19 protein-coding genes and 1 tRNA gene are annotated in these 24,682 nt (G+C 42.4%); 12 read left to right on the forward strand and 8 right to left on the reverse strand.

The annotated features are described in order from the left end of the window. Positions 1 to 280 precede the first annotated feature (280 nt). Positions 281 to 1,108, forward strand: a complete 828-nt coding sequence (locus H6G41_RS18390; RefSeq protein ID WP_190747625.1) for an SPFH domain-containing protein — start codon at positions 281 to 283, stop codon at positions 1,106 to 1,108. Here the strand turns inward: H6G41_RS18390 and folP are convergent. Both folP and tpiA read right to left on the reverse strand, forming a co-directional pair. After that, the gene (folP, locus tag H6G41_RS18395) at positions 1,105 to 1,959 is read right to left on the reverse strand and encodes a dihydropteroate synthase (RefSeq protein ID WP_190747664.1); all 855 of its coding nucleotides are present in this window, start codon (positions 1,957 to 1,959) and stop codon (positions 1,105 to 1,107) included. The two genes, H6G41_RS18390 and folP, sit on opposite strands and share 4 nt — an antisense overlap. A 251-nt stretch (positions 1,960 to 2,210) precedes the next feature. Then, positions 2,211 to 2,936, reverse strand: coding sequence for a triose-phosphate isomerase (tpiA, locus tag H6G41_RS18400; protein ID WP_190747665.1), 726 nt, complete (start codon positions 2,934 to 2,936; stop codon positions 2,211 to 2,213). A gap of 543 nt (positions 2,937 to 3,479) precedes the next feature. Between tpiA and H6G41_RS18405 the strand changes: the two genes are divergently transcribed. The 3 genes from H6G41_RS18405 (at position 3,480) to H6G41_RS18415 (ending at position 6,296) form a co-directional block, all read left to right on the forward strand. Further along, a complete protein-coding gene (locus H6G41_RS18405; RefSeq protein WP_190747626.1) occupies positions 3,480 to 4,934 on the forward strand; it encodes a GTP-binding protein in 1,455 nt (484 codons plus the stop codon). A 157-nt stretch (positions 4,935 to 5,091) separates the two neighbouring features. Beyond that, positions 5,092 to 6,189, forward strand: a complete 1,098-nt coding sequence (locus tag H6G41_RS18410; protein ID WP_190747627.1) for a tocopherol cyclase family protein — start codon at positions 5,092 to 5,094, stop codon at positions 6,187 to 6,189. 33 nt (positions 6,190 to 6,222) lie between these two features. Next, positions 6,223 to 6,296: transfer RNA gene (locus H6G41_RS18415), tRNA-Arg, on the forward strand. A 390-nt stretch (positions 6,297 to 6,686) separates the two neighbouring features. Here H6G41_RS18415 and H6G41_RS18420 read toward each other — a convergent pair. Further along, positions 6,687 to 7,013 (reverse strand): hypothetical protein, encoded by a 327-nt coding sequence (locus tag H6G41_RS18420; RefSeq protein WP_190747628.1) that lies wholly within the window; start codon positions 7,011 to 7,013, stop codon positions 6,687 to 6,689. A 158-nt stretch (positions 7,014 to 7,171) separates the two neighbouring features. On the opposite strand from H6G41_RS18420, the gene H6G41_RS18425 reads away from it, so the two are divergent. After that, a complete protein-coding gene (locus H6G41_RS18425) occupies positions 7,172 to 7,594 on the forward strand; it encodes a hypothetical protein (RefSeq protein ID WP_242037970.1) in 423 nt (140 codons plus the stop codon). Positions 7,595 to 7,664: 70 nt separating this feature from the next. On the opposite strand, the gene H6G41_RS35800 is transcribed toward H6G41_RS18425, so the two are convergent. Beyond that, complete coding sequence (locus tag H6G41_RS35800; RefSeq protein WP_277878148.1) at positions 7,665 to 7,787, reverse strand: hypothetical protein; 123 nt, start codon at positions 7,785 to 7,787, stop codon at positions 7,665 to 7,667. A 474-nt stretch (positions 7,788 to 8,261) separates the two neighbouring features. Here H6G41_RS35800 and H6G41_RS36025 point away from each other — a divergent pair, with 474 nt between their 5' ends. Further along, the gene (locus H6G41_RS36025) at positions 8,262 to 13,799 is read left to right on the forward strand and encodes a HEAT repeat domain-containing protein (RefSeq protein ID WP_306790437.1); all 5,538 of its coding nucleotides are present in this window, start codon (positions 8,262 to 8,264) and stop codon (positions 13,797 to 13,799) included. After that, the gene (locus tag H6G41_RS18435; protein ID WP_190747629.1) at positions 13,712 to 14,908 is read left to right on the forward strand and encodes an ATP-binding protein; all 1,197 of its coding nucleotides are present in this window, start codon (positions 13,712 to 13,714) and stop codon (positions 14,906 to 14,908) included. The genes H6G41_RS36025 and H6G41_RS18435 overlap by 88 nt, the downstream gene beginning before the upstream one ends. A 174-nt stretch (positions 14,909 to 15,082) precedes the next feature. Here H6G41_RS18435 and H6G41_RS18440 read toward each other — a convergent pair whose 3' ends face one another. Both H6G41_RS18440 and H6G41_RS18445 read right to left on the reverse strand, forming a co-directional pair. Next, positions 15,083 to 15,604, reverse strand: a complete 522-nt coding sequence (locus H6G41_RS18440) for an FKBP-type peptidyl-prolyl cis-trans isomerase (protein ID WP_190747630.1) — start codon at positions 15,602 to 15,604, stop codon at positions 15,083 to 15,085. A 77-nt stretch (positions 15,605 to 15,681) separates the two neighbouring features. Further along, positions 15,682 to 16,005: a phasin family protein gene (locus H6G41_RS18445; protein WP_190747631.1), complete on the reverse strand. Its 324-nt coding sequence runs from the start codon at positions 16,003 to 16,005 to the stop codon at positions 15,682 to 15,684. Positions 16,006 to 16,145: 140 nt separating this feature from the next. On the opposite strand from H6G41_RS18445, the gene H6G41_RS18450 reads away from it, so the two are divergent. Beyond that, positions 16,146 to 16,451, forward strand: coding sequence for a TIGR03792 family protein (locus tag H6G41_RS18450; RefSeq protein WP_190747632.1), 306 nt, complete (start codon positions 16,146 to 16,148; stop codon positions 16,449 to 16,451). A gap of 121 nt (positions 16,452 to 16,572) precedes the next feature. Here H6G41_RS18450 and H6G41_RS18455 read toward each other — a convergent pair whose 3' ends face one another. Beyond that, positions 16,573 to 17,076 carry a 2TM domain-containing protein gene (locus H6G41_RS18455; protein WP_190747633.1) on the reverse strand — a complete coding sequence of 168 codons (504 nt, stop codon included), beginning with the start codon at positions 17,074 to 17,076 and terminating at the stop codon, positions 16,573 to 16,575. A 511-nt stretch (positions 17,077 to 17,587) separates the two neighbouring features. Between H6G41_RS18455 and H6G41_RS18460 the strand changes: the two genes are divergently transcribed. The 3 genes from H6G41_RS18460 (at position 17,588) to H6G41_RS18470 (ending at position 21,115) form a co-directional block, all read left to right on the forward strand. Continuing rightward, positions 17,588 to 18,508 carry a phosphodiester glycosidase family protein gene (locus tag H6G41_RS18460; RefSeq protein WP_190747634.1) on the forward strand — a complete coding sequence of 307 codons (921 nt, stop codon included), beginning with the start codon at positions 17,588 to 17,590 and terminating at the stop codon, positions 18,506 to 18,508. A gap of 121 nt (positions 18,509 to 18,629) precedes the next feature. Then, the gene (locus H6G41_RS18465; RefSeq protein ID WP_190747635.1) at positions 18,630 to 19,754 is read left to right on the forward strand and encodes a site-2 protease family protein; all 1,125 of its coding nucleotides are present in this window, start codon (positions 18,630 to 18,632) and stop codon (positions 19,752 to 19,754) included. Positions 19,755 to 19,936: 182 nt separating this feature from the next. Next, a complete protein-coding gene (locus tag H6G41_RS18470) occupies positions 19,937 to 21,115 on the forward strand; it encodes a phosphoserine transaminase (protein ID WP_190747636.1) in 1,179 nt (392 codons plus the stop codon). 223 nt (positions 21,116 to 21,338) lie between these two features. Here H6G41_RS18470 and H6G41_RS18475 read toward each other — a convergent pair whose 3' ends face one another. Continuing rightward, positions 21,339 to 23,009, reverse strand: coding sequence for a glycosyltransferase family 4 protein (locus tag H6G41_RS18475; protein ID WP_190747637.1), 1,671 nt, complete (start codon positions 23,007 to 23,009; stop codon positions 21,339 to 21,341). A 319-nt stretch (positions 23,010 to 23,328) separates the two neighbouring features. On the opposite strand from H6G41_RS18475, the gene H6G41_RS18480 reads away from it, so the two are divergent. Next, on the forward strand, positions 23,329 to 24,570 hold the full coding sequence (locus tag H6G41_RS18480; protein WP_190747638.1) for a hypothetical protein: 1,242 nt from the start codon (positions 23,329 to 23,331) through the stop codon (positions 24,568 to 24,570). Positions 24,571 to 24,682 lie beyond the last annotated feature (112 nt).

The raw sequence follows: 24,682 nt of genomic DNA on the forward strand, positions 1-24,682 counted from the left end.
TTCTGCCAAGAAAATTTTAGTTTGACATTGGTTTGACATAGGATAGGGGTGAACCTGACTGCGTGATAGATACCTTGCCAGGATGTGAGCAAGATGCTTTAATAGCGGGTGCATTCAGCCACATTGCTCTGATTGTAGCAAACCAGCTGCAACCGACGAACCGATGTTTAAGTTGATGTTTAAAAAATTACAAACTCAAAACATTAGACTTAGAGATAGGACAAGATAGTACCATGTCCTTTAAACTAAAATTTCTCCAAAAGCGAGCATAGGAGCATCTATGGAGCCAATCATTGCTATAGTGTTAGCACTTATAGGTTACGCCTTAGGATCTGCAAAATTAATTAACCAAGGTAATGTAGCTTTGGTGGAAAGATTAGGGCGATACCATCGAAAACTTAATCCTGGGCTGAACTTTATTGTTCCGTTGATCGATCAGATTGTCATGGAAGATACTACCAGGGAGCAATATATAGACATTAAGCCCCAGAATGTGATCACCAGAGATAATATTTACCTGGAAGTTGATGCTATTCTCTATTGGCGGATTAAAGATATAGAAAAGAGCTTTTACGCCATTGATGATTTGCAAGGCGCACTGGTACAGTTAGCGCACACCACGCTACGGGAAATTATCGCTCAGAATAGTGTCGAAGAAACCAATATTTCGCGATCGGAAATGGATAGAGCCATTTTAGATCAGTTAAATGAGACAACTGCTGGCTGGGGTGTGGAAATTATTCGCTTGGATATTCAACGCATTACCCCGCCTGAGAGTGTACGCAAGTCAATGGAAGAAGAACGGGCTGCGGAAATTAAAAAACGGGCGCTAATTTCGGAAGCTGAAGGAGAACGGCAAGCTGCAATTAAGAAAGCTGAAGGAACTATGACTTCTATGCAGATAATTGCTGAGGCGTTGCGGACTAATCCTGAAAGTAAGGAAATTCTGCGTTATTTAGTAGCTCAAGACTATATCAACGCTAGCTACAGATTAGGCGAAAGCCCCAATGCTAAAGTTGTGTTTGTCGATCCCGGTAAAAGCGGAGACTTGATGAAAGAGGTAATTGCTGAGTCAGCCACTCATGAAGGCAATGGTAATGGCGGTTAGTCTGGTGCTGAATGCCGATATATGGCATCAGTTACCAGCAAGACATCGCGCATTTCTTTGACATCATGAACGCGGAGGATGTCAGCGCCATTAAAAATTGCAGCACAACAAGCCGCAGCTGTGCCCCAAACCCGTGCTTTGGCATCCGGTTGATTTAAAATTCGACCAATAAAACTTTTACGGGATGGCCCTACTAAAATAGGGCAATTTAATGTTTTTAATGACTGCAAGCGGCGAAAAATTTCTAAATTTTGTTCATAGTTCTTGGCAAAACCAATACCAGGATCGATAATAATTTTCTGCTGGTCAATGCCTACAGCCGTTGCAGCAGTAATTTGCTGTGCGAGAAAGTTATAAATTTCTGTGATTAAGTCTTGATAATCAGTTTGTTGTTGCATATTCTGCGGATTTCCCCGGATGTGCATCAACACTATCGGCACTCCCAAGCTGGCTACTGTGGGTAACATTTGCGGGTCAAATGTGCCGCCAGAAATATCATTAATTAAATCAGCACCAGCCACTACAGATGCCTTTGCTACTTCTGCTCTAGTTGTATCTACAGAAATTGGCAGATTAATTTCTGCGCGTAGCGCTTGCACAACTGGAAGAACGCGCTGCAATTCTTCTTCCAGAGTGATTTGTTCTGCGCCTGGGCGAGTGGATTGTCCACCGATATCAATAATATCTGCACCTGCGGCTACTAGTGCTTTGGCTTGGGCTACAGCTGCATGAATATTATTAAATTCCCCGCCATCGCTAAAGCTATCTGGTGTGACATTTAACACGCCCATGAGATAGGTTTGCTGTCCCCATTGGAAACAGCGTCCCCGGAGTATGAGGTTGTTTGGCATATTGGGCATTGGGCATTGGGCATTGGGCATTGGACAAAGGACTAGGGGGGACAAGGAATTTGAGATTTTGCGAAAAGTCGAGCCAGTGCGTTCCTGTCACCTTGCGTCGGAAAGCATCTGGCGTCACCAGATAAGGCTTCCTTAGCTCTGAACTTTTCAAGCTAGATTTGCGATGCGTGGATTCCAATCTAAAATTTAAAATCCAAAATCCAAAATTGTTTCAATGCCCCATGCCCCATGCCCTATGCCCATTACTTATAATTGACAATTCTGGCGAAACTGTCAGGTTCGAGGCTAGCGCCGCCGACGAGGACGCCATCGATTTCTGGTTGAGCCATAATTTCATCAATATTATTGGGCTTAACTGAGCCACCATATTGAATGGAAACGTTGGCATTAGTCAACTGGTTGCGAATTATGCCAATTACCCGATTTGCTTCTGTGGCTTCACAAGTGTCACCGGTGCCAATTGCCCAAATGGGTTCATAAGCAATTACTAAGTTATCTTGATTGACATCTACTAGACCTTTCTCTAGCTGACTGATAATCAAGGATTCGGTTTTACCACCATCTCGTTGTTCTTTGGTTTCGCCTACACAGAGAATGGGGGTAAGACCATATTTCTGTGCAGCTTTTAACCGGAGGTTAACGGTTGCGTCTGTTTCGCCAAAATATTGTCTGCGTTCGCTGTGACCAACAATGACAAAGCGCACCCCGATTTCTGCGAGCATGGGGCCAGAAATTTCACCTGTGTAGGCTCCATTTTCTTCCCAGTGGACGTTTTGTGCGCCCAGTTGAATGCGGCTACCATGCAAATATTTGGACAATACGCTTAAGTCTGTGAAAGGAGGACACAGTAATACTTCGCGATTGTCTGGTGTCTCCTCTAAGTGAGGCAAAAATCCGCGTAAAAACTCTTCGGATTCTGCCTGGGTTTTGAACATTTTCCAGTTACCGGCAATAACTATTTTCCGCACAGGTGATTTAGTCAAGTTCCTAACGCTATTTAGATGCATTTTTCAATGTACTACTTTTTCGGACAATCCTCTTCCCTTCAGCTTTAAACTACCTATTGGGATATTAAATTCTCAGTACGTGGTCTGTATTATCGTCAAATTTATTACTTGATTCGGGTGATGCTTGATAAGTGATTTTCAGCCAGGAATGCCTAAATTATGCCAGGGTGCGAGCTGTGATGGTAACTTGGGGAAGCGATCGCACTTCTTCACTTATTTAATTTTATTTAAAATAAATAATACTTGATACTTATGTGAATGTACAGAGCATGAGCGATCGCACTAAATCTTAAGGGTAATATTTTCACTCGCTTGAAGACGTTAGGCTAGAAATACATTTGCTAAAACACACTAGGATCAAAATTGAGTTGTGAAGGTAGCTATGCAGGAGGATGAAGAAAATCACTTGATGAAACCGCCAAGACGCCAAGAGCGCCAAGAATTTTATAAGTCATATATATTTATACTTTTATTCCCCTTCTGTCCTCTGCCTTTTGATAAACCATGACTTCGATATTGCCCGAACCTCATCACAGCAATTCACCCAACTGGGAGGAAGAATTAGATAGTGCCATTTTTAGTTTTGAGGATATTCAAACTGAACTCAACTATAAACGGGCACAAACGGCGTTACGCAATTTAGTAGCTAATCTCGACCTCTCGCCCCAAGAAAAGCGCGGTTTAGAAACAGAAATTGATGATTTGGAAACCATGCTAGGAAAGTTAGACCGCATGGTGCTGCAAATTGCTGCTTTTGGGATGGTGGGACGGGGGAAATCTTCGCTATTGAATGCGTTAGTAGGACAACCAGTATTTGAAACCGGGCCGTTACATGGTGTAACTCGCGATGCACAAACGGTTAACTGGAGTATTAGCGAAGAGTTAATTGGTGAAACGGAAAGGGCTTTGCGGGTGACTTTACCTGCTGGAGGTCAATCCCAGGTAGAATTAATCGATACGCCGGGATTAGATGAAATTGATGGCGATACCCGTACAGCTTTAGCGGAACAGGTGGCAAAACAGGCAGATTTGATTCTGTTTGTGATTTCTGGGGATATGACAAAGTTAGAACATCAGGCGCTTTCGCAGTTGCGGGAAGCTGGTAAGCCAATCATTCTGGTGTTTAACAAAGTAGACCAGTATCCCGAAGCGGATCGGATGGCAATTTATCATAAAATTCGGGATGAACGGGTAAAGGAATTAGTCTCGCCCTTAGAAATTGTTATGGCGGCGGCTTCACCATTGGTAAAAACGGCGGTGATGCGGGCTGATGGTAGTCGTGGTATTCAGTTACGCACAGGTAATGCCCAAATCGATGAACTGAAGCTGAAAATATTAGAAATTCTCCAGCGTGAAGGTAAAGCGTTAGTAGCGTTAAATACTATGCTTTACGCGGATGTGGTGAATGAGCAATTAGTCCAGCGTAAACTGATGATTCGCGAACAGAATGCCAATCAGCTAATTTGGAAGGCGGTGATGACTAAGGCATTAGCGATCGCACTTAATCCGGTGACTGTTGTTGATATCCTGAGTAGTATTGCTATTGATATTTTTCTGATTTTGGGATTATCGAAGCTTTACGGTATTCCCATGACTGAAGCCGGGGCTGTACAATTACTGCAAAAGATTGCCTTGAGTATGGGCGGTATTGGTGTCAGTGAACTCTTGGCTAATTTGGGTTTGAGTGGGTTAAAAACAATACTGGGAATTTCGGCAACTGCAACAGCAGGTGTGGCTATTGGCCCTTATATCTCAGTAGCTATTACCCAAGCCGGGGTTGCTGGTGTTTCTTCCTACGGAATTGGACAGGTAACAAAAGCTTATTTAGCTAATGGTGCAACTTGGGGGCCTGACGGGCCGAAAGCGGTAATTAGTCAGATTTTATCAACTTTGGATGAGACTTCCATTCTCAACCGCATTAAAGAAGAATTAAAGCTGAAGGTGAAATTGAAGAATTGAAGAGTCTTATCGTCAATAATTCTCGGTGCGTTGTGCTGCGCAACAACACACCCTACATTTTATTTAAAAAACTTACGAATTACGTAGACGCGTTCGCAGAGCGTTCTCGAAGAGTAGCGGCTTCCCGAAGGGTATTACGAATTACGAATTACGAATTATGCTGAATATTCCCAGAAATTTACTTGATATGACGCAAACACCCCATGCTGGTTACCATTGGGATGGTAGCGATCGCCGTTTTTTTGAAGGGTGGTATTATCGGGTTACTTTACCTGATTGCGGTCAAACTTTTGCTTTTATGTATTCTATTGAAGACCCCATCGGTAATCAACCTTATAGCGGTGGTGCAGCGCAAGTATTGGGGGCGAATGATGAATATTTGTGTCGGACTTTCCCGGATGTAAAAAAATTCTGGGCGAGTAAGGATGTGTTAGCTTTGGGTCATTGGGGACAAACAGATTTAACTACTCCAGCTTTTTACCTTCTCCCCCCAGAGTTTTCCCAGCATATTCAACAAGGTTATCAAGCTACAGCGACTTTAAATCAGGGAATAATTAGCGATCCGGCTACTGGTAATTACTGTCGATGGCAGTATGAAATTAAGCCAGTGTATTGCTGGGGTAATCATGGCAGTCTTCAACAATCAACTGCTGGCTGGGTATCATTTTTACAGATTTTTGAACCAGGCTGGCAAATTTTAATGGCTCACGGTTTGGCTAGCGGTTGGATTGATTGGAATGGGAAAATATATGAATTCACTAACGCCCCTGCTTATGGTGAGAAAAATTGGGGCGGTGCGTTTCCCAAAAAATGGTTTTGGTTAAATTGTAATAGCTTTGATGGCGAAGCAGATTTAGCATTAACCGCCGGGGGTGGCAGACGGGGTGTATTGTGGTGGATGGAATCTGTAGCGATGGTTGGCTTGCATTATCAAGGTAAGTTTTATGAATTTGTACCTTGGAATTCACAAGTTACATGGAATATTCAGCCTTGGGGAAGATGGGAAATGCAAGCGAGAAATTCCCATTATGAAATTGAATTAATTGGGACTACGGATTTACCGGGTACACCTTTACGCGCGCCAACAGCAGAGGGTTTAACTTACTGTTGTCGGGATAGTATGCAAGGCAAATTAGAATTGCAATTGCGTGATGTTAGCGAAGGTAAATCTAAAATTATTCTCCAAGCACAAAGTTCTCTGTGTGGTGTAGAAGTTGGTGGTGGTTCTTGGGATGAGGCGTGGCAGTCTAGTTAAAACTACTGCTATTATTATAGATGCTTCATGATTGGGGCTGTGGCTCAGTTGGATAGAGCAAGCGCCTCCTAAGCGCTAGGTCGTGCGTTCAAGTCGCACCAGTCCCGTAGTATTTTAAATCCCTGAAATCTAATAATCACAAAGGTTTTAGGGATTTATTATTTTTTATTTAGATTGATTGGATAATTCCAATGAATATCAAATGAATATCATTGTCGTTGAGGGTGGGCGAGGAAACCCATACTTGTCAACTTAACGTGAAACCCGCTTGGTTGCAAGGTTTTGCCCTCACCCCCAGCCCCTCTCCCTCAGGGAGCGGGGAGCAAGAGATTCAATTCCCCTTCTCCCTGAGGGAGAAGGGGTTAGGGGATGAGGGCGAGGGTTTTTGTACAACACTCGCCGTATATAGCTTTTAGCTTAAGTTGACACCAATGGGGGAAACCCCGCCCCTACGGGTGGATTTGTGTTCAATTGGGAATGGGGATGCGATCGCATTTCTATATCATTGTCCCAGTAGGGTGTGTTGTCGCGTAGCGCAACGCACCTAAAGCTTTTGCAAGTCCGTTTGTTATTTTTGCAAGTCCGTTTGTTATTTTTGTAAGTCCATTTGTTATTTCTGCAAGTCCGTTTGTTACTTTTGCAAGTCCGTTTGTTATTTTTGCAAGTTTGTTTGTTACTTTTGTAAGTCCGTTTGTTACTTTTGCAAGTCCGTTTGTTACTTTTGCAAGTCCGTTTGTTACTTTTGCAAGTCCATTTGTTACTTTCGCAAGTCCATCAATCACGCAAAAAACCCACAACCAAGCCTGAAAATCTATTTTTACCATGCCCAATACCCAATGCCCAATCCAGCCATAAATGGGTAAAAACACAGATAATACATTAATTACTGTTTTTTTTAGTTGATTAAATCCCTAAATCTACCCATCTCAGCCATAAGGTCATCCTAGTATCTTGATAAAGAAATATACAAGGAGGCTTAACTATGGCATTCAAAACTCGCGGTTCTAGTGCAATAAACAAAGCTCAACGTCGTCTAGCTTTACTGAAATCCATTGATGAAAGTCTGGATTTAGGTCACGGATTAACTATTGAAAATTACACTCGCTTAATTAATGATACCCGTGCCAAGGTGGAAGCTCATAATATGCTTGTGTCTGGTTTGGATGAATCGCGTAAGACATTGGATGAGATGAACAAAGCGTTGTCTCAATTCTCTGAACGGATGCTGAGTGGAGTAGCAATTGCTTACGGTAGAAATAGCATGGAATATTCCAAGGCTGGGGGTTCTAATCGTCAGCGAAAAAAATCTACTTCACAGGTTCCGCCAGTGGTAGAAGTTATTGAAGCGCCACCTGTTCCCACTGCTCTGATTTTAGAGCCGACTAACGGAAAAGTGAAGAGTTAAGTATTCATTGCCGCAAATGCGATCGCATTTTTCATCGTCATTACAGCTATTGTCAAATCATAAATCCCATTTACCGTAGGGGCATCAGCACTGCTGTGCCCTCAAAGTGCGATTTAACCACGCCATAAATGCTGTGATTATTCATCACCACAAATGCGATCGCATTTTTCATCATCATTACAGCTATTGTCAAATCATAAATCCCATTTACCGTAGGGGCATCAGCACTGCTGTGCCCTCAAAGTGCGATTTAACCACGCCATAAATGCTGTGATTATTCATCACCACAAATGCGATCGCATTTTTTCCCAGGGAACTCCAAAAAATAAATTATCCAACTTGTAGGGGCACGGCATACACAAACTTTCGGTATTACCGATATTTTATCGGTGCCGTGCCCCTACCCCCGTGGGTATTTTTTTAATTGGAAGTCCCTTATACCCCTGCGCCCTTCCCACAATTTCGCCGTCACCCTCCAAGGGTGCGGCTAACTCCACAAAGCCTGCCTTTGCAGGCTTCGCAATTTGAGCCAGTGGCTTCGAGCCTGCGGGCGGTATTTCGGGTCAGCAAAAAAACTGATAATTTAATATTAGAACTGACGCAACTATGACAAAAAATTAAATTTTACCCAGTAGCAAGTTCAGAGAAAACACAGAAGGACAAGGAAATGGGGAAACGCAAAACCGCAGAAAAATACCCAATGCCCAATGCCCCATGCCCCATGCCCCATGCCCGCACCATTTTCCTCTTTCTCTTTACCTGCTTACTAACTATTATCTTTTCCCTGACTTGGGTAAACGCCGAAGAAGAACCCAAACCCAAACCAGAACAGTGGCAGATTCAAGGCATTATGGCAGCCCTTGATGATGATTATCCCCAGGTGAAAAAGTTGGCTTTGGATAAATTAGGTGAATATGAACTGCAAAACTTAAAATCTTTAGAAAAGGAACTGGGAGATACTGCCAAGATTGCTGCTACTATACTCAAAGATAAAAGCGTTGAGGCTGATGTTCGTTCCAGTGCAGCCTATGCATTAGGAAATTTGGGCAGCGCCGCCACTCCCTACATCAAAGATATCCTCGACTTCCTCAAAGATAATAGCGTTGATGCTAATGTTCGTTACTATGCAGCACAAGCTTTGGGGAAATTGGGCAGCGCCGCCACTCCCTATATCAAAGATATCCTCGACTTCCTCAAAGATAAAAGCGTTGAGTCTTCTGTTCGTTCCAGTGCAGCACAAGCTTTGGGGAATTTGGGCAGCGCCGCCACTCCCCATATCAAAGATATCCTCGACTTCCTCAAAGATAAAAGCGTTGAGGCTAATGTTCGTTACTATGCAGCCTATGCATTAAGAAATTTGGGCAGCGCCGCCACTCCCTACATCAAAGATATCCTCGACTTCCTCAAAGATAAAAGCGTTGAGTCTTCTGTTCGTTCCAGTGCAGCACAAGCTTTAGGGAAATTGGGCAGCGCCGCCACTCCCTACATCAAAGATATCCTCAACTTACTCAAAGATAAAAGCGTTGAGGCTGATGTTCGTTACTATGCAGCAGATGCTTTGGGGAAATTGGGCAGCGCCGCCACTCCCTATATCAAAGATATCCTCGACTTACTCAAAGATAAAAGCGTTGAGTCTTCTGTTCGTTCCAGTGCAGCAGATGCTTTGGGGAAATTGGGCAGCACCGCCACTCCCTACATCCAAGATATCGCTGACTTCCTCAAAGATAAAAGCGTTGACGCTTCATTTCGTTCCAGTGCAGCACAAGCTTTGGGGAATTTGGGCAGCGCCGCCACTCCCTACATCAAAGATATCCTCGACTTCCTCAAAGATAAAAGCGTTGCGGTTGATGTTCGTTCCAGTGCAGCAGATGCTTTGAGGAATTTGGGTAGCGCCGCCACTCCCTATATCAAAGATATCCTCGACTTCCTCAAAGATAATAGCGTTGAGTCTTCTGTTCGTTCCAGTGCAGCACAAGCTTTGGGGAATTTGAGCAGCGCTGCCACCCCCTACATCCAAGATATCGCTGACTTCCTCAAAGATAAAAGCGTTGAGTCTTCTGTTCGTTCCAGTGCAGCAGAAGCTTTGGGGAAATTGGGCAGCGCCGCCACTCCCTACATCCAAGATATCCTCGACTTCCTCAAAGATAAAAGCGTTGCGGCTGATGTTCGTTACCGTGCAGCAGATGCTTTGGGGAAAACCAGAAAACTGGAGTTAAATGAGATAGTCATTATTCTAGATAATGTATATTACGACGGTCAGTCGTATATTGGACAATGGCGCTTTTTAACTTATTTCCTTGGGGGTGGCAGTGATAATGTTAACACTCTACTCAAATGGTTGGGCGAACCTAAAGAAATAGGTAAGGAACCGACATACTCTGAATCTCAAGCAACACTAAAATTATTTCTTCAAACTTGGCAAGATAGTCAGGGACTAGGGAGGTTACCAGCAGATTTAGCAAAAAAAATTGCCATAATTACTCAAACAACTTCTTGGCGATGGCATGATATCGATCTACTGAAATCTCACTACCACAATCTTAAAGATGCTGGATTGACAGAAGCAGATACATTAAAGTCAAAAATCAACGATCTGCAATATTGGAAATGGTTTTTCCTCGCCAGAAAGATCATCCTGATTCACCTTGCCATTTGGCTTACCCTCATCCTGGCCTATCCTAAATTTACCCAAATTCTCGCACCTTTATTCTGGAATTCTTGGGCAAGGCGAATTCTCGGTTTTGGTTACATTGGCTTACTCTTAACTTCAGTTCCCCGGCTGCGTCAAAGATTGCTGCAACCATTTACGCCTGTGCTGCTAGCAGATGCGGGATTAGATAATTTCGTTGAGCAAACTTATTTTGGTGAGTCTTTTGTTAAGGTTCCCAGGAGAAGCATTCCATCCTCAACCCTTCCCCGCAAGCGTCGTGTAAATGCATCTGTTGAAGGGTTGCAAACATTATCTGATCCCCCTAAATCCCCCTTAAAAAGGGGGACTTTGAATTCGGTTGCTTCCTTTGTCAGGAATGCAATTTCACTTCCCCCTTGGTTCAGAAATTTAACTCTAGTCCCCCCCTTTATCAGGAATTTAACTCCAATCCCCCCTTGGTTCAGAAATCTAACTCCAATCCCCCCCTTTATCAGGAATTTAACTCCAATCCCCCCTTGGTTCAGAAATCTAACTCCAATCCCCCCCTTTTTAAGGGGGGCTAGGGGGGATCAAATGATTGCTACACCACTTGAGAGTACTCTTACCCCAGAAATTCAACCAATTACCCAAGCAATTCCGACTTTGCAAGGGCAAATCGTCTTAGAAGGCGAATCTGGTTTAGGTAAATCTATGTTTCTCCGCCATTTAGCCAACAACTCCCAGCGCATCTTTGTTTACCTCCCGGCGCAAAAGTGTGACAAAGGTGTACTAGAAGCAATTTATGCCAAGCTGCGCGGACAAATAAATGATACCAACTTCCTGAAAACGCTGATTTACAATGGAGCCTTAGATATTTGCATCGACGGGCTGAACGAAGTTACCGCCGACACCAGGGCGAAAGTCTCCCAGTTTGCGGAAAGCTATTTCCGGGGGAATATGATTATGACAACCCAGCCCATAGAGTGGATACCCCCTTCCACAGCCAAGAAATATGAATTGCAGCCCTTACAGCGCGAACAAATTCAGCAGTTTTTGTTGTCGCGTCAGCTACTTTCTCAAGTAGGGTGTGTTACGCCGCAGGCTAACGCACCATCAAATACTCATCCACCATCACAACATTCCGGTGCGTTAGGACTATCGTCCATAACGCACCCTACACAGATTACCCAAACTGAATACACCCAAGCTTGCACCAACTACCTCGCAGAAGCCTTCAACGAACAACAATCACCAGAAGATTTAGCCGCAGCCAAGCGCATACTTTCCAACCCAATGGATTTAACGCTGGTGGCGCTGATGCTATCCCAAGGACAGCAACCAAATTTATTTCGCCTGCAAGAACAACAATATAATCTCATGGCGGCGGAATATCAGCGAGAACAGCATCACGAATTTCCTTTAAAAACATTCTCCCAAGCCGTTTACCAAATGCGGCTCAATGATCAAACTATGATCCCGGCGGCGAAATTCCTAGATGAATTAACCAGTCTGGAAGATGAAAAATATAAAATGGTCATCAGCCGCCAATGGGAAAATGACAAGGGGGAAGCGCAGAAAAGCTGGCAATTCCGCCACGATAAAATTATGGAATTCTTTCTCGTGCAAAACTTTCTTGGTGCAGATGCAGAAATTCAAGCACGGGTTAATCAACACATTAACGATCCTCGATTTCGCGGTGTTTATTTGTTATTAACTAATTTACTACCATTAGATGCGGCTGTGGCACTGCGGGAAACAATTATTGAATATGCAGCGAATAGTAAAGACCATACTTTAAGTGATAAATTTATCCAGTTACTACAGTTACGCTTACCTGCCCAATGGACTCAATCTCGCTCTTTAAAGCAACTGCTACAGCAACACGAACAGAGAACTCAATATTTAGATTTAGTAGCGCAGTTTTTAGCACAAGTTGATGCCCAGGTAAACCGGGAACAAGAATATTTAATTGTTGAATCTAGTGAAAGTATTTTCAGTAATTATGCACCATTCCCGGTTTTAATTACTGTGAATTCTGCCACCGATAAAGATATCGAGCGTTTGGTAAAACTTGCCCAAGAATTACCCAATACCCAAACGCAAAAAGCTGCTTTATTAATCTACAAACTACCGCCAGATACTACAGCGAGAATGGAAATTGCTAAGGTGCGGTTACGCGACTCCTTTCTGCTAATTCCCATTCCTTTAACTGCGGTGGAAAAAGCCTTAAGCGATAAATATGAATGTATCGGGTTGCTGAATGAATATCTGGATCGATATCTCCAACAAGCTGATTTTTTTGATGATAAAAATGCCATTACCGACACCTTATCCTTTTTTGGGCGCACAGAACTATTACAACGCTTAGGAGAAGAATTACTCAGATATCAAGGTGTGGGCTTATTTGGCTTGCGCAAATCCGGGAAAACTTCGGTACTGCTGCAATTAGGCTTTATGCTGCGGGAACATCCCAGAGTTCATATCGATTTACAAGCTTATAGTGGTTCCTGCTACGGTGCAGCTTTATTTAATAAGATTATTCAAGAGTTATCGAGTTTAGAAAGTGAAATTACTCTTCCCCAATTTCCTCCCTTGGCTACCGATAAACCAGCCGCCGAGTTAAGCAGCGAATTTATTCACCGATTCAATGAACTTACCAAAGCCATTCAAAACAGTCAGCAATATAAGTTGCCTATATTGTGCTTTTTAGATGAAGTAGAAAGAATTATTCCAACCCCAACAGACAGCCGAGAAAAAGCGGAAGAATTTAATGCGGTGTTTGGTGCTCTGCGGGTATTATGTCAGCAAAAAAGACAAATGTCTCTGCTAATTGCTGATGTCCATCCCGATTGTAATCGGATTAATTATTGGTCGCAACCAGGAGTAGCGACAAATCCAGCATTTAACTTTTTTAAAGAAATCTTTTTACAGCCATTCTCCGTGGCAGAAACCGCAGATATGCTGGTAAATTTGGGTAAATTAATGGGGTTAGAATTTGATGCCGAAACACCCCAACAAATCCATAATCAAAGTGGAGGACATCCCTTTGTCTCTCGTCAATTAGCCCGCTTTTTAACGGAAAAAATTAAAGCTAATTCCAAAGCGGCGCAAAATGGTAATCTTTTCATTACCTGGGCAATGGTAGCACCATATTTAGAAAAGACTTTCACCCAGAGAGGCGAGTTAAAGAATTATCTAGAAAAAAGTATTTGGGAAGATTTAGCAAAACGCGACTTTCAAGTAGCCATGTCTATTCTGCGCTTGATTGCTTGTAACGAACAATTACACGACAAAATACCCCAAACTGCTGTATTTAACCACCTCAAAGCCCAATTTACCCCTAACCAGTGCTTAGATGCTTGTAATTGGCTCGTAAATGTTGGATTGTTGTATCAAGAGGAAGTTGCACATCAGGATTTCTACCAAATCCGCATTCCTCTATTATCGCGGTGGATACAATTACAGATGACAGACGAGGAAAAGGAAAAATGCCAGATTTTGGAGGAGAACGCCCCTTTGACAACTACCGTGTCGCCATTACAGACCCCTCCCACTTCTGGGGACGTAGCGACTTAATTAATACCATGCGCAAATCCCCGTTTCAGGTGCGGATTTTGTTGGGGGGAAGGCGTTTAGGTAAAACCAGCGCTTTACGGGCGGTAGAATGGAATTTACTCAACCCTAGTAGCAATTATCCCCGGCGCGCTTTCCCGGTATTAATTAACCTCCAATTAGAACAACCCAAAGATTTAGATAATCTGCGTTACATCCTCATCGCCAGACTGCGGGAAGGGATAGAAAGATGGCGACAAGTTCCTTTAGCGGAAATTCGCCAAATGTATCGCCAGTTTTTAGGGAATATTACAGGCGGTGAAGTAACTCTCAAGTTCCTCAGCCAATTAGATATCAAATTAAATTTTACTAATACCGACACCGAAAAGCGATTAAATAACGATAGCTTTCGCTTAGCTTTCTTAAAAACTACAGAAGAATTGCGCAAGTTAAATTTTCAAGGTGTATGCTTCCTCATCGATGGGGCGGAGTTTATTGTTAAACAAGATTGGGCGAATGATGCTTGGGCTTACCTGCGGGGTTTAAAAGATACAGATACAGCGATTAAATCTTGCTTAGGCTTGTTACTCTCCGGTTACCGCGATTTAAAGGAATATCAGCAGCGTGTCGGTTCGCCATTATTAAATATTGCCGAAATTGAATGGTTAGGTGCTTTAAGTGAAGAAGATACCAGACAATTAATTAGCGATCGCACTGAACAAGAAAATATATCCTTAACAGAAGAGACAATCACCTCAATTATCCAATGGTCAGGATGTCATCCCTACTTAACGCAACAATCACTGAACCTGGTTTTTGACTCCAATCAAGAAGACTCTCGCGATAATCTCATCGATAAATTACTACAGCATCACGACAAAGATTTTTCCGCCTGGTGGAATGCGGAAAAAATTTCTGGTTGCTTTAGCGAAGACGAACGCACAGTATATTTTGCTTTAACTCAGAACCGCCAAGCTAAGCCCCAAGATTTAGCACAATCTACAGGATTTACTCGAGTCAAGGTAACGGAAGCTTTAGAAGTCATCGCTGGTACTGGTGTAATCCGCAGCCATGATGATGAGTTTTATACTTTAGGTTCGCGCCTGTTTGAAGAATGGGTAAAACAGCAGTAGGTTAAGCTCATCCTACCTTCTGGGGATGGGATTTTATTTTGATGTGTCGCCAACATTATTTGCATTGGTATTGATTATCTACAGCAAGCGATCGCAATTAAACGAGTAGGGGCACAATATAATAGATTGTGCCCCTAGGATATCTGTATTTGGTGATAATTTTGTCGCTATTGCTTATTTAATGTCTAGCAATTCTACATCAAATACTAGAGTAGCGTTAGGCGGAATTACACCACCGGCACCACGAGCGCCATAACCTAACTCTGGGGGGATAGTTAATTTACGCTTACCACCAACTTTCATGGTGCTAAGTCCTTCATCCCAACCTTTAATTACTTGCCCAACACCAAGTTTAAAGCTAAAAGGTTGACCGCGATCAACTGAACTATCAAACTTTTTACCATTTGTTAAAGTTCCGGTATAGTGAACTACAACCGTTTGTCCAGCTTTGGGAATCGCCCCAGTTCCTTCTTCGATTTCAACGTATTGCAGCCCAGAATCAGTAGTCACGGTATTGGCGTCAGACATAGTATTGCTCGCAATCAAATTATTGTTTTCAGTAATAGTAGTGGGTACTGGTGCAGTGTTGGTGAGATTAGCGGCAATAGCAGAGTCCTGTTTACTACCAATTTGCGCTAATACTAACACCACAACACATACCAGCATTAACCCAACGCTAAGTAAAATCGCTTTCAAAATTAAGCCTCCCTACTTGGGTAATGTGTCTCAGTATGACCAACAGGACACAATTAGTGTAAATCACAAAGGATGTCTTAACGCCAAAGCTTATTTTCTAAATCGCGCACTTGCCGTTCTAATCGGTCAATTCTACCCCGTAATTCGTCTACTTCTGATTGCCGCGCTACGCCTAAATCTTGCATCATGTTCCGCATTTGCCGTTGCATTTGCGCTTCCCAAGTTCCTTGTTCCGATCGCAGCTGCTGTGCAATATCATCCATGACGGCTTTAGCTTGTTCTGGATTTAGCTTACCATCTTTAACCAGTTCATCACCCACTTGCCGCAGTTTATCTGCTACTAAAGATGTTGTCCCAAGACCAAGCATTAATAACTGCTGCATCCAATTGTTATTATCCATATTCCTTTCCTGTGAAATTATTGCAACCCAGCCTACCCTTGCGCTTGTGTATATGCAATTGAGCTATGCTAATAAAAGCGTAGCTATTCTAGCCTACAACTCTATTTTGGCAAATTGGCAAGTACAAGGAATGGCAAGGTGTGGTTATAGAACTACTCAAGTTTAAAATTGCTGCCGATGTTCGCGATACTTTTATCCAAAAGGATGAGGAAATTTGGACAGCAGCCCTGGCTAACTATCCGGGATTTTTGGCTAAGGAAGTTTGGCTGAATCCCGATGACTATACAGAAATTACTTTTATCGTTCGCTGGGCGACAAGAGAACAATGGAAAGCGATTTCTCCCGCAGAATTGCAGGATATTGAAAAAACGTTTGCAGCTGCGGTGGGGGCTACTTATGAGTTAGTCGCAGTAGCAGAGTATCAACAATTACCAGCAAACTGCTAGTTTTTAGGAATGTCCAAAAAATAAATTATTCCAATGTCTGAATTCAACACAACTGTTTCTCTCCCCTGCTCCCTGCTCCCTGCCTACATAGCGATGGCATATTTTTTTAGTTGGAAGTCCCTTAAGTCTGCAATGCTTTAAAGCATTTGTTGACAACTGAAGTAATAGTTTGTTTAATTTGATGCTTGCGATTCCAGCGTTGGAAAGCTCTTTCATATTCTTCGCCTTTGGTTTGGAAGGTGTTCCAGATATCCAGCCCTAGTAGTAACCCGCAGAATAGAAGAATATATCGCGACCAGGAAAGACTGCCACCACTGATGACATCCACTAAGATAAAGAAAACGTTAACAATGGCGTAATTGCCCAAACGCTTTTTAAATCTACTTTGGCGGTAGAGATTAAATACTTGGCGTTGTTGGACTTCGCTTTGTTGTGCTTGCCAATCCCGTTCTGCTAGTTTTAAGGAATCGGGAGAGATTTCTAACTCAGCGGCGATTTCTAACAACTCTTTGTAAGAAAATTCTCTGTTAATATTTTCAGCATGACTAGCGATCGCCAATTGTAAAATTTGCTGTACATCTTCTTGGCTATAAGAACGGATACTATTTGGTTCAAATGCTGTCATAATTCTTACTCTGAGTATCAGTTTTAATAACAATTTACTGCTTGGTAGCAGTTGCTTTGCTACGCCAGCATCATTAGTACTATTTTCATTATTTCTAGATTAACAAATCTCGCTAGTCTCGGTGGTAGGAATTCATGAAACTCCATCCTCAAGGACGGTTTTCCGCACCATAACCGTTCTCAGTTGATTGCAAGACAAAATTATATTGTCCCCTGTAGGGGCAACGGCACTGCCTTGCCCTGAGGATTTTATTGGACTCAATCGATAACTCCTATATTTGTTGATTCCAAAATTCCGCCGGGGAATAAATTCCCAGATAATATAGCAATTCTCGCTGAGATGAAATATACCCTCAGGTCATGGCAGTGCCATGCCCCTACATCTGGCGATATAATTTTGTATCGGTTCTGAAGTTTCTGGGGCGTTAGATTCGGGTCAGCGATAAGTATTTTCGTCATAATTACTTAGTAGGGGTGCGTCAAGAACTAAATTGAATGTAAACAATTAATCTATGCCACATCGCTACCGAGTTTACATCCGCCGCTTTTGCATTGCGGCTGTTGCCACTGTATTATTATCACCCGTACTCTTCTACGGATTTTTGTGTCTGTTACGCCCATCCCGCACTGATGAACAGCAGGTATTGTTTCAGGGTATTGTTTATCAACGGCGGGCTATTTCGCAACCGCGTTCGGCGACAATGCATATTGTCACTGTTGATTTAACAGCACCGGGAATCAAACCTTTGGTAACTCCACCCACCCCTGGTAAAGGTAGAAAAACTCTCGCCCGCACTACTTCGGAATTTCTTCAGGAATTTAAGCTGCAATTGGCTGTTAATGGTAGCTACTTTCATCATTTTGAGGAAAAATCACCTTGGCATTACTATCCCCATAGTGGCGATCCTTCCCATCCTTTAGGAGAATCGATTTCTAATGGCAAGCGCTATACTAAACCATTAAAGGATAAGGCGGTGATTTGCTTTGGTAAAAATAATCTGGCGCAAATTATCGCTAATGGTAAATGTCCTCAAGATACTGTGCAAGGAATTGCCGGTCAAGAAATGTTGGTTGCTGATGGTAAGGTTGTGAGTTCGCGCATTTATGAGAATAAACCTTATCCCCGGTTAGCCGCAGCTATCAACCGGGAGGGTAATAAACTTTGGCTAATTGCTGTGGATGGTAAACAGCCTTTGTATAGTGAAGGTTTAACTTTGACTGAGTTGGCGAAAACTGCGATCGCTTTAGGTGCAGATAAAGCAGTTAATTTAGATGGTGGCGGTTCTGTAACTTTAGTTATGGATCAGCTAAAAAAACCTCAGGTATTAAATGCTCCCGTTCATACCAGACTACCAATGCGGGAACGTCCTGTTGGTAATCACTTGGGTTTTTATGCTTTGCCAGCTGATGTTAAAACCTCTACATCGAAATAACCGCACTTTAAAGGACGGACACCTCTACTGCGAGAAAGATTAAAATTTATTTACATTTCGTTACACTAGAAACATCGAGAGGAAAGCAAACCTCAAGATACTCAAATAAAAGGTGAACGACATGAATGGCACAATACGCGTTGGTAATCTCTTCGGGATTCCCTTCTATATCCATCCATCGTGGTTTTTAGTTCTAGGTTTAGTAACTTGGACTTATAGCAGCGGATTGATGGGGCAATTTCCCCAATTATCGGGAGGGCTAGCTTTAATATTAGGATTGATGACAGCGCTGTTGTTATTTGCCTCTGTCGTCGCCCACGAATTAGGACATAGCTTTGTAGCGCTGCGTCAAGGAATTGATGTGAAGTCCATCACATTATTTATCTTTGGTGGTTTAGCGAGTTTAGAAAAGGAATCGGAAACTCCCGGTGAGGCTTTTTGGGTAGCGATCGCGGGGCCGTTAGTTAGTATACTGATATTTGCTCTCGCTACAGGCGTTGGTTACGCTACCGCCGCCACAGGCCCAGCAGCCGCAATTCTGGGGGTGATTGCTACGGTTAACTTAGCTCTAGCGCTATTTAACTTAATTCCTGGCTTACCTTTAGATGGCGGGAATATACTGAAGGCTTTAGTTTGGAAAATCACAGGCAATCCTTATAAAGGTGTCACATTTGCCAGCCGAGTTGGACAAATATTTGGTTGGGTTGCGATCGCCTCTGGTTTAATTCCCTTAGTCTTATATGGTAGCTTTGCGAACGTTTGGAACTTGTTAATTGGTTTCTTCTTACTCCGCAATGCTGGTAATGCGGCGCAATATGCCAGAGTACAGGAAAAACTCACAGGTTTAACCGCAGAAGATGCAGTTACCCCTAATAGCCCGATAGTTTCTGCTAATCTCACCTTAAGAGAATTCGCTGATGAACGAATTATGAGTGGTGAAAGCTGGTACCGCTTCCTAGTTACCGATGATAACGGACAATTAGTAGGTGCGATCGCTGCGAATGATTTACGCACCATCCCCACTACTGAATGGTCACAAACCCAAATTAAACAAGTAATGCGACCGATTGCTGAATCTACCACAATTCCATCTGACAAGCCATTAACAGAAGTAGTTCAGCTACTCGAACAGCAACAATTATCTGCACTAACTGTAATTCGTGACAATGGCGTACTCGTCGGGATTTTAGAAAAGGCGGCGATTATTCAACTTCTACAACGCAGATCAGAATTTAATCCTGCATAACCTGTCAACTTCAAATACTCCTTCTCGAACCTCCCTCAGCGACGCTGGGGGAATTTTTTATTGCGCTTCCTCTGTCATTAGTCCACAACAAAAATCTATGCAATTTTAATGACAACTAATTGGCTGGACTAAATATCAAGTACTATGTCTCATACGATAATGATCGTTGAGTGTATCTCTCTATGTCTAAACCCTTGTCTCCTCCCGCCAGCAAACCTGCAAGTCCTTTCTTTTCTTCTGGCCCTTGTTCCAAGCGTCCTGGCTGGTCTGTATCTCAGCTAGAAAACGCTTGTGTCGGACGTTCCCACCGTTCCAAAGATGGTAAAGCCAAAATCAGCGATGTCATTGAACGTTCTAAAAAAATTCTCGGCGTTCCGGCTGATTACCGCTTGGGTATCGTTCCCGCTTCGGATACAGGCGCAGTAGAGATGGCTTTGTGGTCGCTTTTGGGAAGCAGACCCCTAGATATCCTGGCTTGGGAAAGTTTCGGTCAGGAATGGGTGAAAGATGTCACAGATGAGTTAAAGTTAGCTGATACTCGCTTGATTAAAGCACCCTACGGCAGTTTGCCAGATTTAAACTCTGTTGATTTTAGTCATGATGTAGTCTTTTTGTGGAATGGTACCACATCCGGCGTGCGTGTACCCAACGGCGACTGGATTAAAGACGATCGCGAAGGCTTAACTATTTGCGATGCGACATCCGCAGTATTTGCGATGGATATACCCTGGAGTAAATTAGATGTTGTCACTTACTCTTGGCAAAAAGTATTAGGTGGTGAAGCACAGCATGGCGTAATTGTGCTTTCTCCCCGCGCTGTGGAACGTTTGGAAAGTTATAAACCAGCTTGGCCTTTACCCAAGCTATTTAGAATGACCCAAAAAGGTAAGCTGATTGAAGGTATTTTCAAAGGAGATACCATCAACACCCCATCCATGTTGTGTGTGGAAGACGCTTTAGATAGTTTAATTTGGGCGGAAAGTATTGGTGGACTTCCCGGTTTAATTAATCGTAGCGAAGCTAATTTAAAAGCGATCGCGCAATGGGTGGAAACAAGCGATTGGGCAGATTTCTTAGCAGAAACACCAGAAACTCGCTCTTGTACTTCCATTTGCTTGAAAATTGTCGATTCTTGGTTTACTAGCCAAACACCAGAAGCACAAGCTAAATGTGCATCTGAATTAGCTAAGTTGCTAGAAAAAGAGAAAGTAGCTTACGATATTGCGCCCTATCGCGCCGCGCCCCCAGGATTGCGCATTTGGGGAGGCGCAACAGTTGAGACCGCAGACATCGAAGCCTTACTTCCTTGGTTAGACTGGGCTTACAGTACAGTTAAAGCTGAATTGATGTCTTTAGTGTAAGCAATGTTTCGGTACATCTAATTGTAAGGGCACAAGATTATTGTGCCCTTATTTATGGCGGTTGAGGGTGGGGAAACCCCACCCCTACAGGGAATTTGTCTTGGCTTTCCAGGTTTCTTTGCTGATGCTATAAATTAAAACTTCTCTGTCGAAAAGTGTGGTTTTAATTCTCTATGTTTGATTTTTTATATTTCCTGTAGGGGAATGGTCTCCGCGCCCCAGCTTACGAATTAATACGCAGAACATCAAACTTAATCAGATACAATAAGGTGCGGAGTAATTGCCCAGCCGGAATATCACGATGAAAATTAAGAATGGTATCAATTGAAATTGTGCCATTTTGAGCGATCGCATTTAAGATTGCATCTATAGTTAAATTTGCACTTCTTCTGTCTGCACCAAAATTAGTAATCCAATTTTGCCGGATTTGTTGCAGGTTTTCTGGTGTCCCCATCGCCCCCAATCCTAATACTAAATCTGGGCTTGGTGTGTTACTGGTGTAATGAGCAAAGACTCTAAAAGGATCGTCACATAAAGGTATGGGTGGGCTACCTGGTTGTAATGGTACAGACATTGGTGCAGTCGCGCGAATTTCTGCTAATTCTTGCCATAAATTTTCATAAGCGGCGATAACCACTGACCAATCATAAGTTTCCCTGGCGCGTTGTTTCCCATTCTCGCCCAGACGCTTTCTCAGTTCCGGCTGAGTAATTAATTGTATAACTGCGTTAGCGGCTGCATCTATATCAACTGCCACTACCATTGATGAATGAGCTATATAGGTGCTGTAATTTAAACTATTATTATGATACTCAGCCGCTAAATCTAAACTTAACCCTGGTTGAGGCATGAATGTGGGAATCCTCAAACCATCAACTTCATGGCGTACAGATTCTTGATAACCATCCCAATCGGAGACAATTACAGGTAAACCCGCAGCCATTGCTTCAATTGGTGTGAGTCCAAATGTTTCTTGAATATTATCGACTAAAGAGATAAAAATATCAGCCGCAGCCCAAATTCCCGCCCGGATTTCTGGTTTGCGCCCATCGACAAAAAGACAATTAACTGAGGGACAAAAAGTTTGCGCACTTTGGATAATACCAACTTTTTCTTTCTCATCTTCAAACCAACCAGCCAAGACAAAATTAATTTTAGTATTGGTGGCTTGGGCGGCTTTTTCTAAGGCTAAATACATTGGTACAGGGTGGGCTTTGGCGTAAAAGCACAATCGCCCAACAAATAGCACTACAATTTCATCTTGAGGAATACCAAGGGCTTGACGTAAACCGCGCCTAATATTATGAGTATTATCACCATGATCAAAAGTATCGCAATCAACCCCCAAAGGAATCACTGGTAGTTGAAGATTAATCTGTGGTTTAGCACCGATGCGTTGCGCTAAATATTCAGCCCAACTATCAAGAAGACGGTCTACAGCATTTTTCACCGCCAGAGATGTGCAAATAATCGCATCCCAAGGCTGAACCGGGGCGATGAGTGCATCACCAATCCCATCCATTACGCCCATACTTGCAATTGTATGGGTGACACCGCAGATACTATAACCCCGTTGATTATCAAATCTTCGTGCCCAAGCCAGGGAAGAAAGGATAGGATCTGGGTGATAGATGGTTCCTGCTTGTGCGAGTACTTGATGATTGTTGCTAGGTAACCAAGTAACTTGACGCGGACGTTTCATCCAAGGTTTAATGCGATCGCAAAATTCCACGAATTCCCCTTGGCTAGAACTGTAACAATAGAGTGAATCGGCTGTTCCATGTTGTACTAAAGCCTTGAGGAAACCTTCACCCGCAGCTTGACGCCCTAGCAGTCTGGTTCCAGAGGTATCGTAACCATCTTTTTTATAAAAAATTGCCGCAGTGTTATTCATATATGTTTATTTTAGGGATAAGGCCGTTGCTCACTGAGCGAAGTCGAAGTGAGCAGATAGCAGAAGGAAAGAGGAGTTTAGGAAACTAGTTTGAGAAATGTTGCATTACTCAAATAAACTACTCATCAATTTTTGCTTATTAGCGTTGCATTTTAGCGATCGCATTTTCAAAAATTTATCAATTCAACTGTTATAACTTTTTGACTATCAAGTTTTATAATTTCTGGTTTTGGCTCTACTTAATTTAAGTTGTTTCCACATTGGCGATTTATAAACGCATAAATTAAATTGGAAGCGCTGTTATTTCCCATCATGCCAAATGCTCGTATTTTTTATTCATGGCGTTGCTGAATCAAAGGTTAAATTTGCCCAGCCTTTAAAACATCTGATTAAAGATGAATTATTACAGCGCGGTCAAGAGCCACCATATTTCCATTCTGGGTTTTATGCCGATGTTCTCAATAAAAAGGATAAAATCTGGAATTGTATAGATAGAGATTTACAAAACCAGAAGCAACAAAACCCTAATGTTAATCTTCAAGATATATTTCGTGGGCAAGAAATCAGGCGAGAATTTCTCTCCGATTTTGTAGGAGATGCTTTCACATACCTTAACTTAGAACGTGGAGAAAAAATTCGCGAATCAATTGCCGGACATTTAGAAGATTTTATTCTGGCTCATCCCGAAGAACAAGAGCTTCATATTGTTGCTCATTCTATGGGTACAGTAATTTTATGGGATATTTTGTTTTCTGATAAATTCTCTTCTGACGATGCTGCCTATAAAATTCGCTCATTAATACTTGAAAAAGTTAATCTCAAAAGTATTAATACGATGGGGTCACCCATCCTTTTATTCAATATGATTTTCGATTTCAACCCTGAACAGGTACAAAATTTTGTAATCAAATTTTCTCAGCAACCTATCAGATGGACAAACATCATTCATTCCTCTGACTTAATTGCCTATCCCCTAAGTTCTAGCTTAAATTTCAATGATTCATGTAATTTATTAGTTAAAGATAGATTTATATCAACAGTGGCTAATGATTGGGAAAATAATATGCGTGCTTTATATAATACTGCTGGCAATCTAAACCCACAAATAAATCAAGCTTTATCACTAGGAATGATAGCATCAGGTGTAGCAGATGCACATCTTAATTATTGGAATTGTTCTCAAACAGCAAAAATTATTGTAAATACGATGTTAGGAAATGAGGATAAAATATTAACTCTAGTTATTGAGAGGCTAAAGAAAGTTCCAGGAATGACAATTAATTTAATGGAGGTTCAAGATTCCACAAAAACTAAGGATTATAAAATAGATCAGTCTTGGCATCATTACCTTGGTGAATTTGATAAACTTCGAGAAAGTTTTCAATTTGTAGATGGTAGTGGAAAATTAAATCTACGCGATAATATAGCTCAAGTTCCTCATGTTTATGTTTACGCTCGCAATGGTGATTGCAAATTTAGTGGTTATGTTGGCTTATTTCATGCTGAGGGACTGAGACAAGAAGTACAAAACATTAAAGCAGAATATCGGTTAAAAACTTAATACACAATTTCATTAATTCATAGCGAATTGGCTTGTGCAATACTCTGCGAAACTTTGTCTTGAAAAGTTCTGATCGCCGGAAGCCGGCGCTCAGACTTTTCGCTGCGTTAAC

The sequence above is a fragment of the Tolypothrix sp. FACHB-123 genome (assembly GCF_014697075.1).
GTDB lineage: Bacteria > Cyanobacteriota > Cyanobacteriia > Cyanobacteriales > Nostocaceae > Aulosira.

Excerpts from the sequence above, each read along its gene's own strand:
- H6G41_RS36025 (WP_306790437.1), top strand. The coding sequence starts at position 8,262 with ATGGGGAAACGCAAAACCGCAGAAAAATACCCAATGCCCAATGCCCCA.
- H6G41_RS18410 (WP_190747627.1), top strand. The coding sequence starts at position 5,092 with ATGCTGAATATTCCCAGAAATTTACTTGATATGACGCAAACACCCCAT.
- H6G41_RS18420 (WP_190747628.1), bottom strand. The coding sequence starts at position 7,013 with ATGGTAAAAATAGATTTTCAGGCTTGGTTGTGGGTTTTTTGCGTGATT.
- folP (WP_190747664.1), bottom strand. The coding sequence starts at position 1,959 with ATGCCAAACAACCTCATACTCCGGGGACGCTGTTTCCAATGGGGACAG.
- H6G41_RS18460 (WP_190747634.1), top strand. The coding sequence starts at position 17,588 with ATGCCACATCGCTACCGAGTTTACATCCGCCGCTTTTGCATTGCGGCT.
- H6G41_RS18435 (WP_190747629.1), top strand. The coding sequence starts at position 13,712 with ATGCCAGATTTTGGAGGAGAACGCCCCTTTGACAACTACCGTGTCGCC.
- H6G41_RS18480 (WP_190747638.1), top strand. The coding sequence starts at position 23,329 with ATGCTCGTATTTTTTATTCATGGCGTTGCTGAATCAAAGGTTAAATTT.
- H6G41_RS18475 (WP_190747637.1), bottom strand. The coding sequence starts at position 23,009 with ATGAATAACACTGCGGCAATTTTTTATAAAAAAGATGGTTACGATACC.
- H6G41_RS18445 (WP_190747631.1), bottom strand. The coding sequence starts at position 16,005 with ATGGATAATAACAATTGGATGCAGCAGTTATTAATGCTTGGTCTTGGG.
- H6G41_RS18405 (WP_190747626.1), top strand. The coding sequence starts at position 3,480 with ATGACTTCGATATTGCCCGAACCTCATCACAGCAATTCACCCAACTGG.
- H6G41_RS18390 (WP_190747625.1), top strand. The coding sequence starts at position 281 with ATGGAGCCAATCATTGCTATAGTGTTAGCACTTATAGGTTACGCCTTA.
- H6G41_RS18465 (WP_190747635.1), top strand. The coding sequence starts at position 18,630 with ATGAATGGCACAATACGCGTTGGTAATCTCTTCGGGATTCCCTTCTAT.
- H6G41_RS18425 (WP_242037970.1), top strand. The coding sequence starts at position 7,172 with ATGGCATTCAAAACTCGCGGTTCTAGTGCAATAAACAAAGCTCAACGT.
- H6G41_RS18455 (WP_190747633.1), bottom strand. The coding sequence starts at position 17,076 with ATGACAGCATTTGAACCAAATAGTATCCGTTCTTATAGCCAAGAAGAT.
- H6G41_RS18470 (WP_190747636.1), top strand. The coding sequence starts at position 19,937 with ATGTCTAAACCCTTGTCTCCTCCCGCCAGCAAACCTGCAAGTCCTTTC.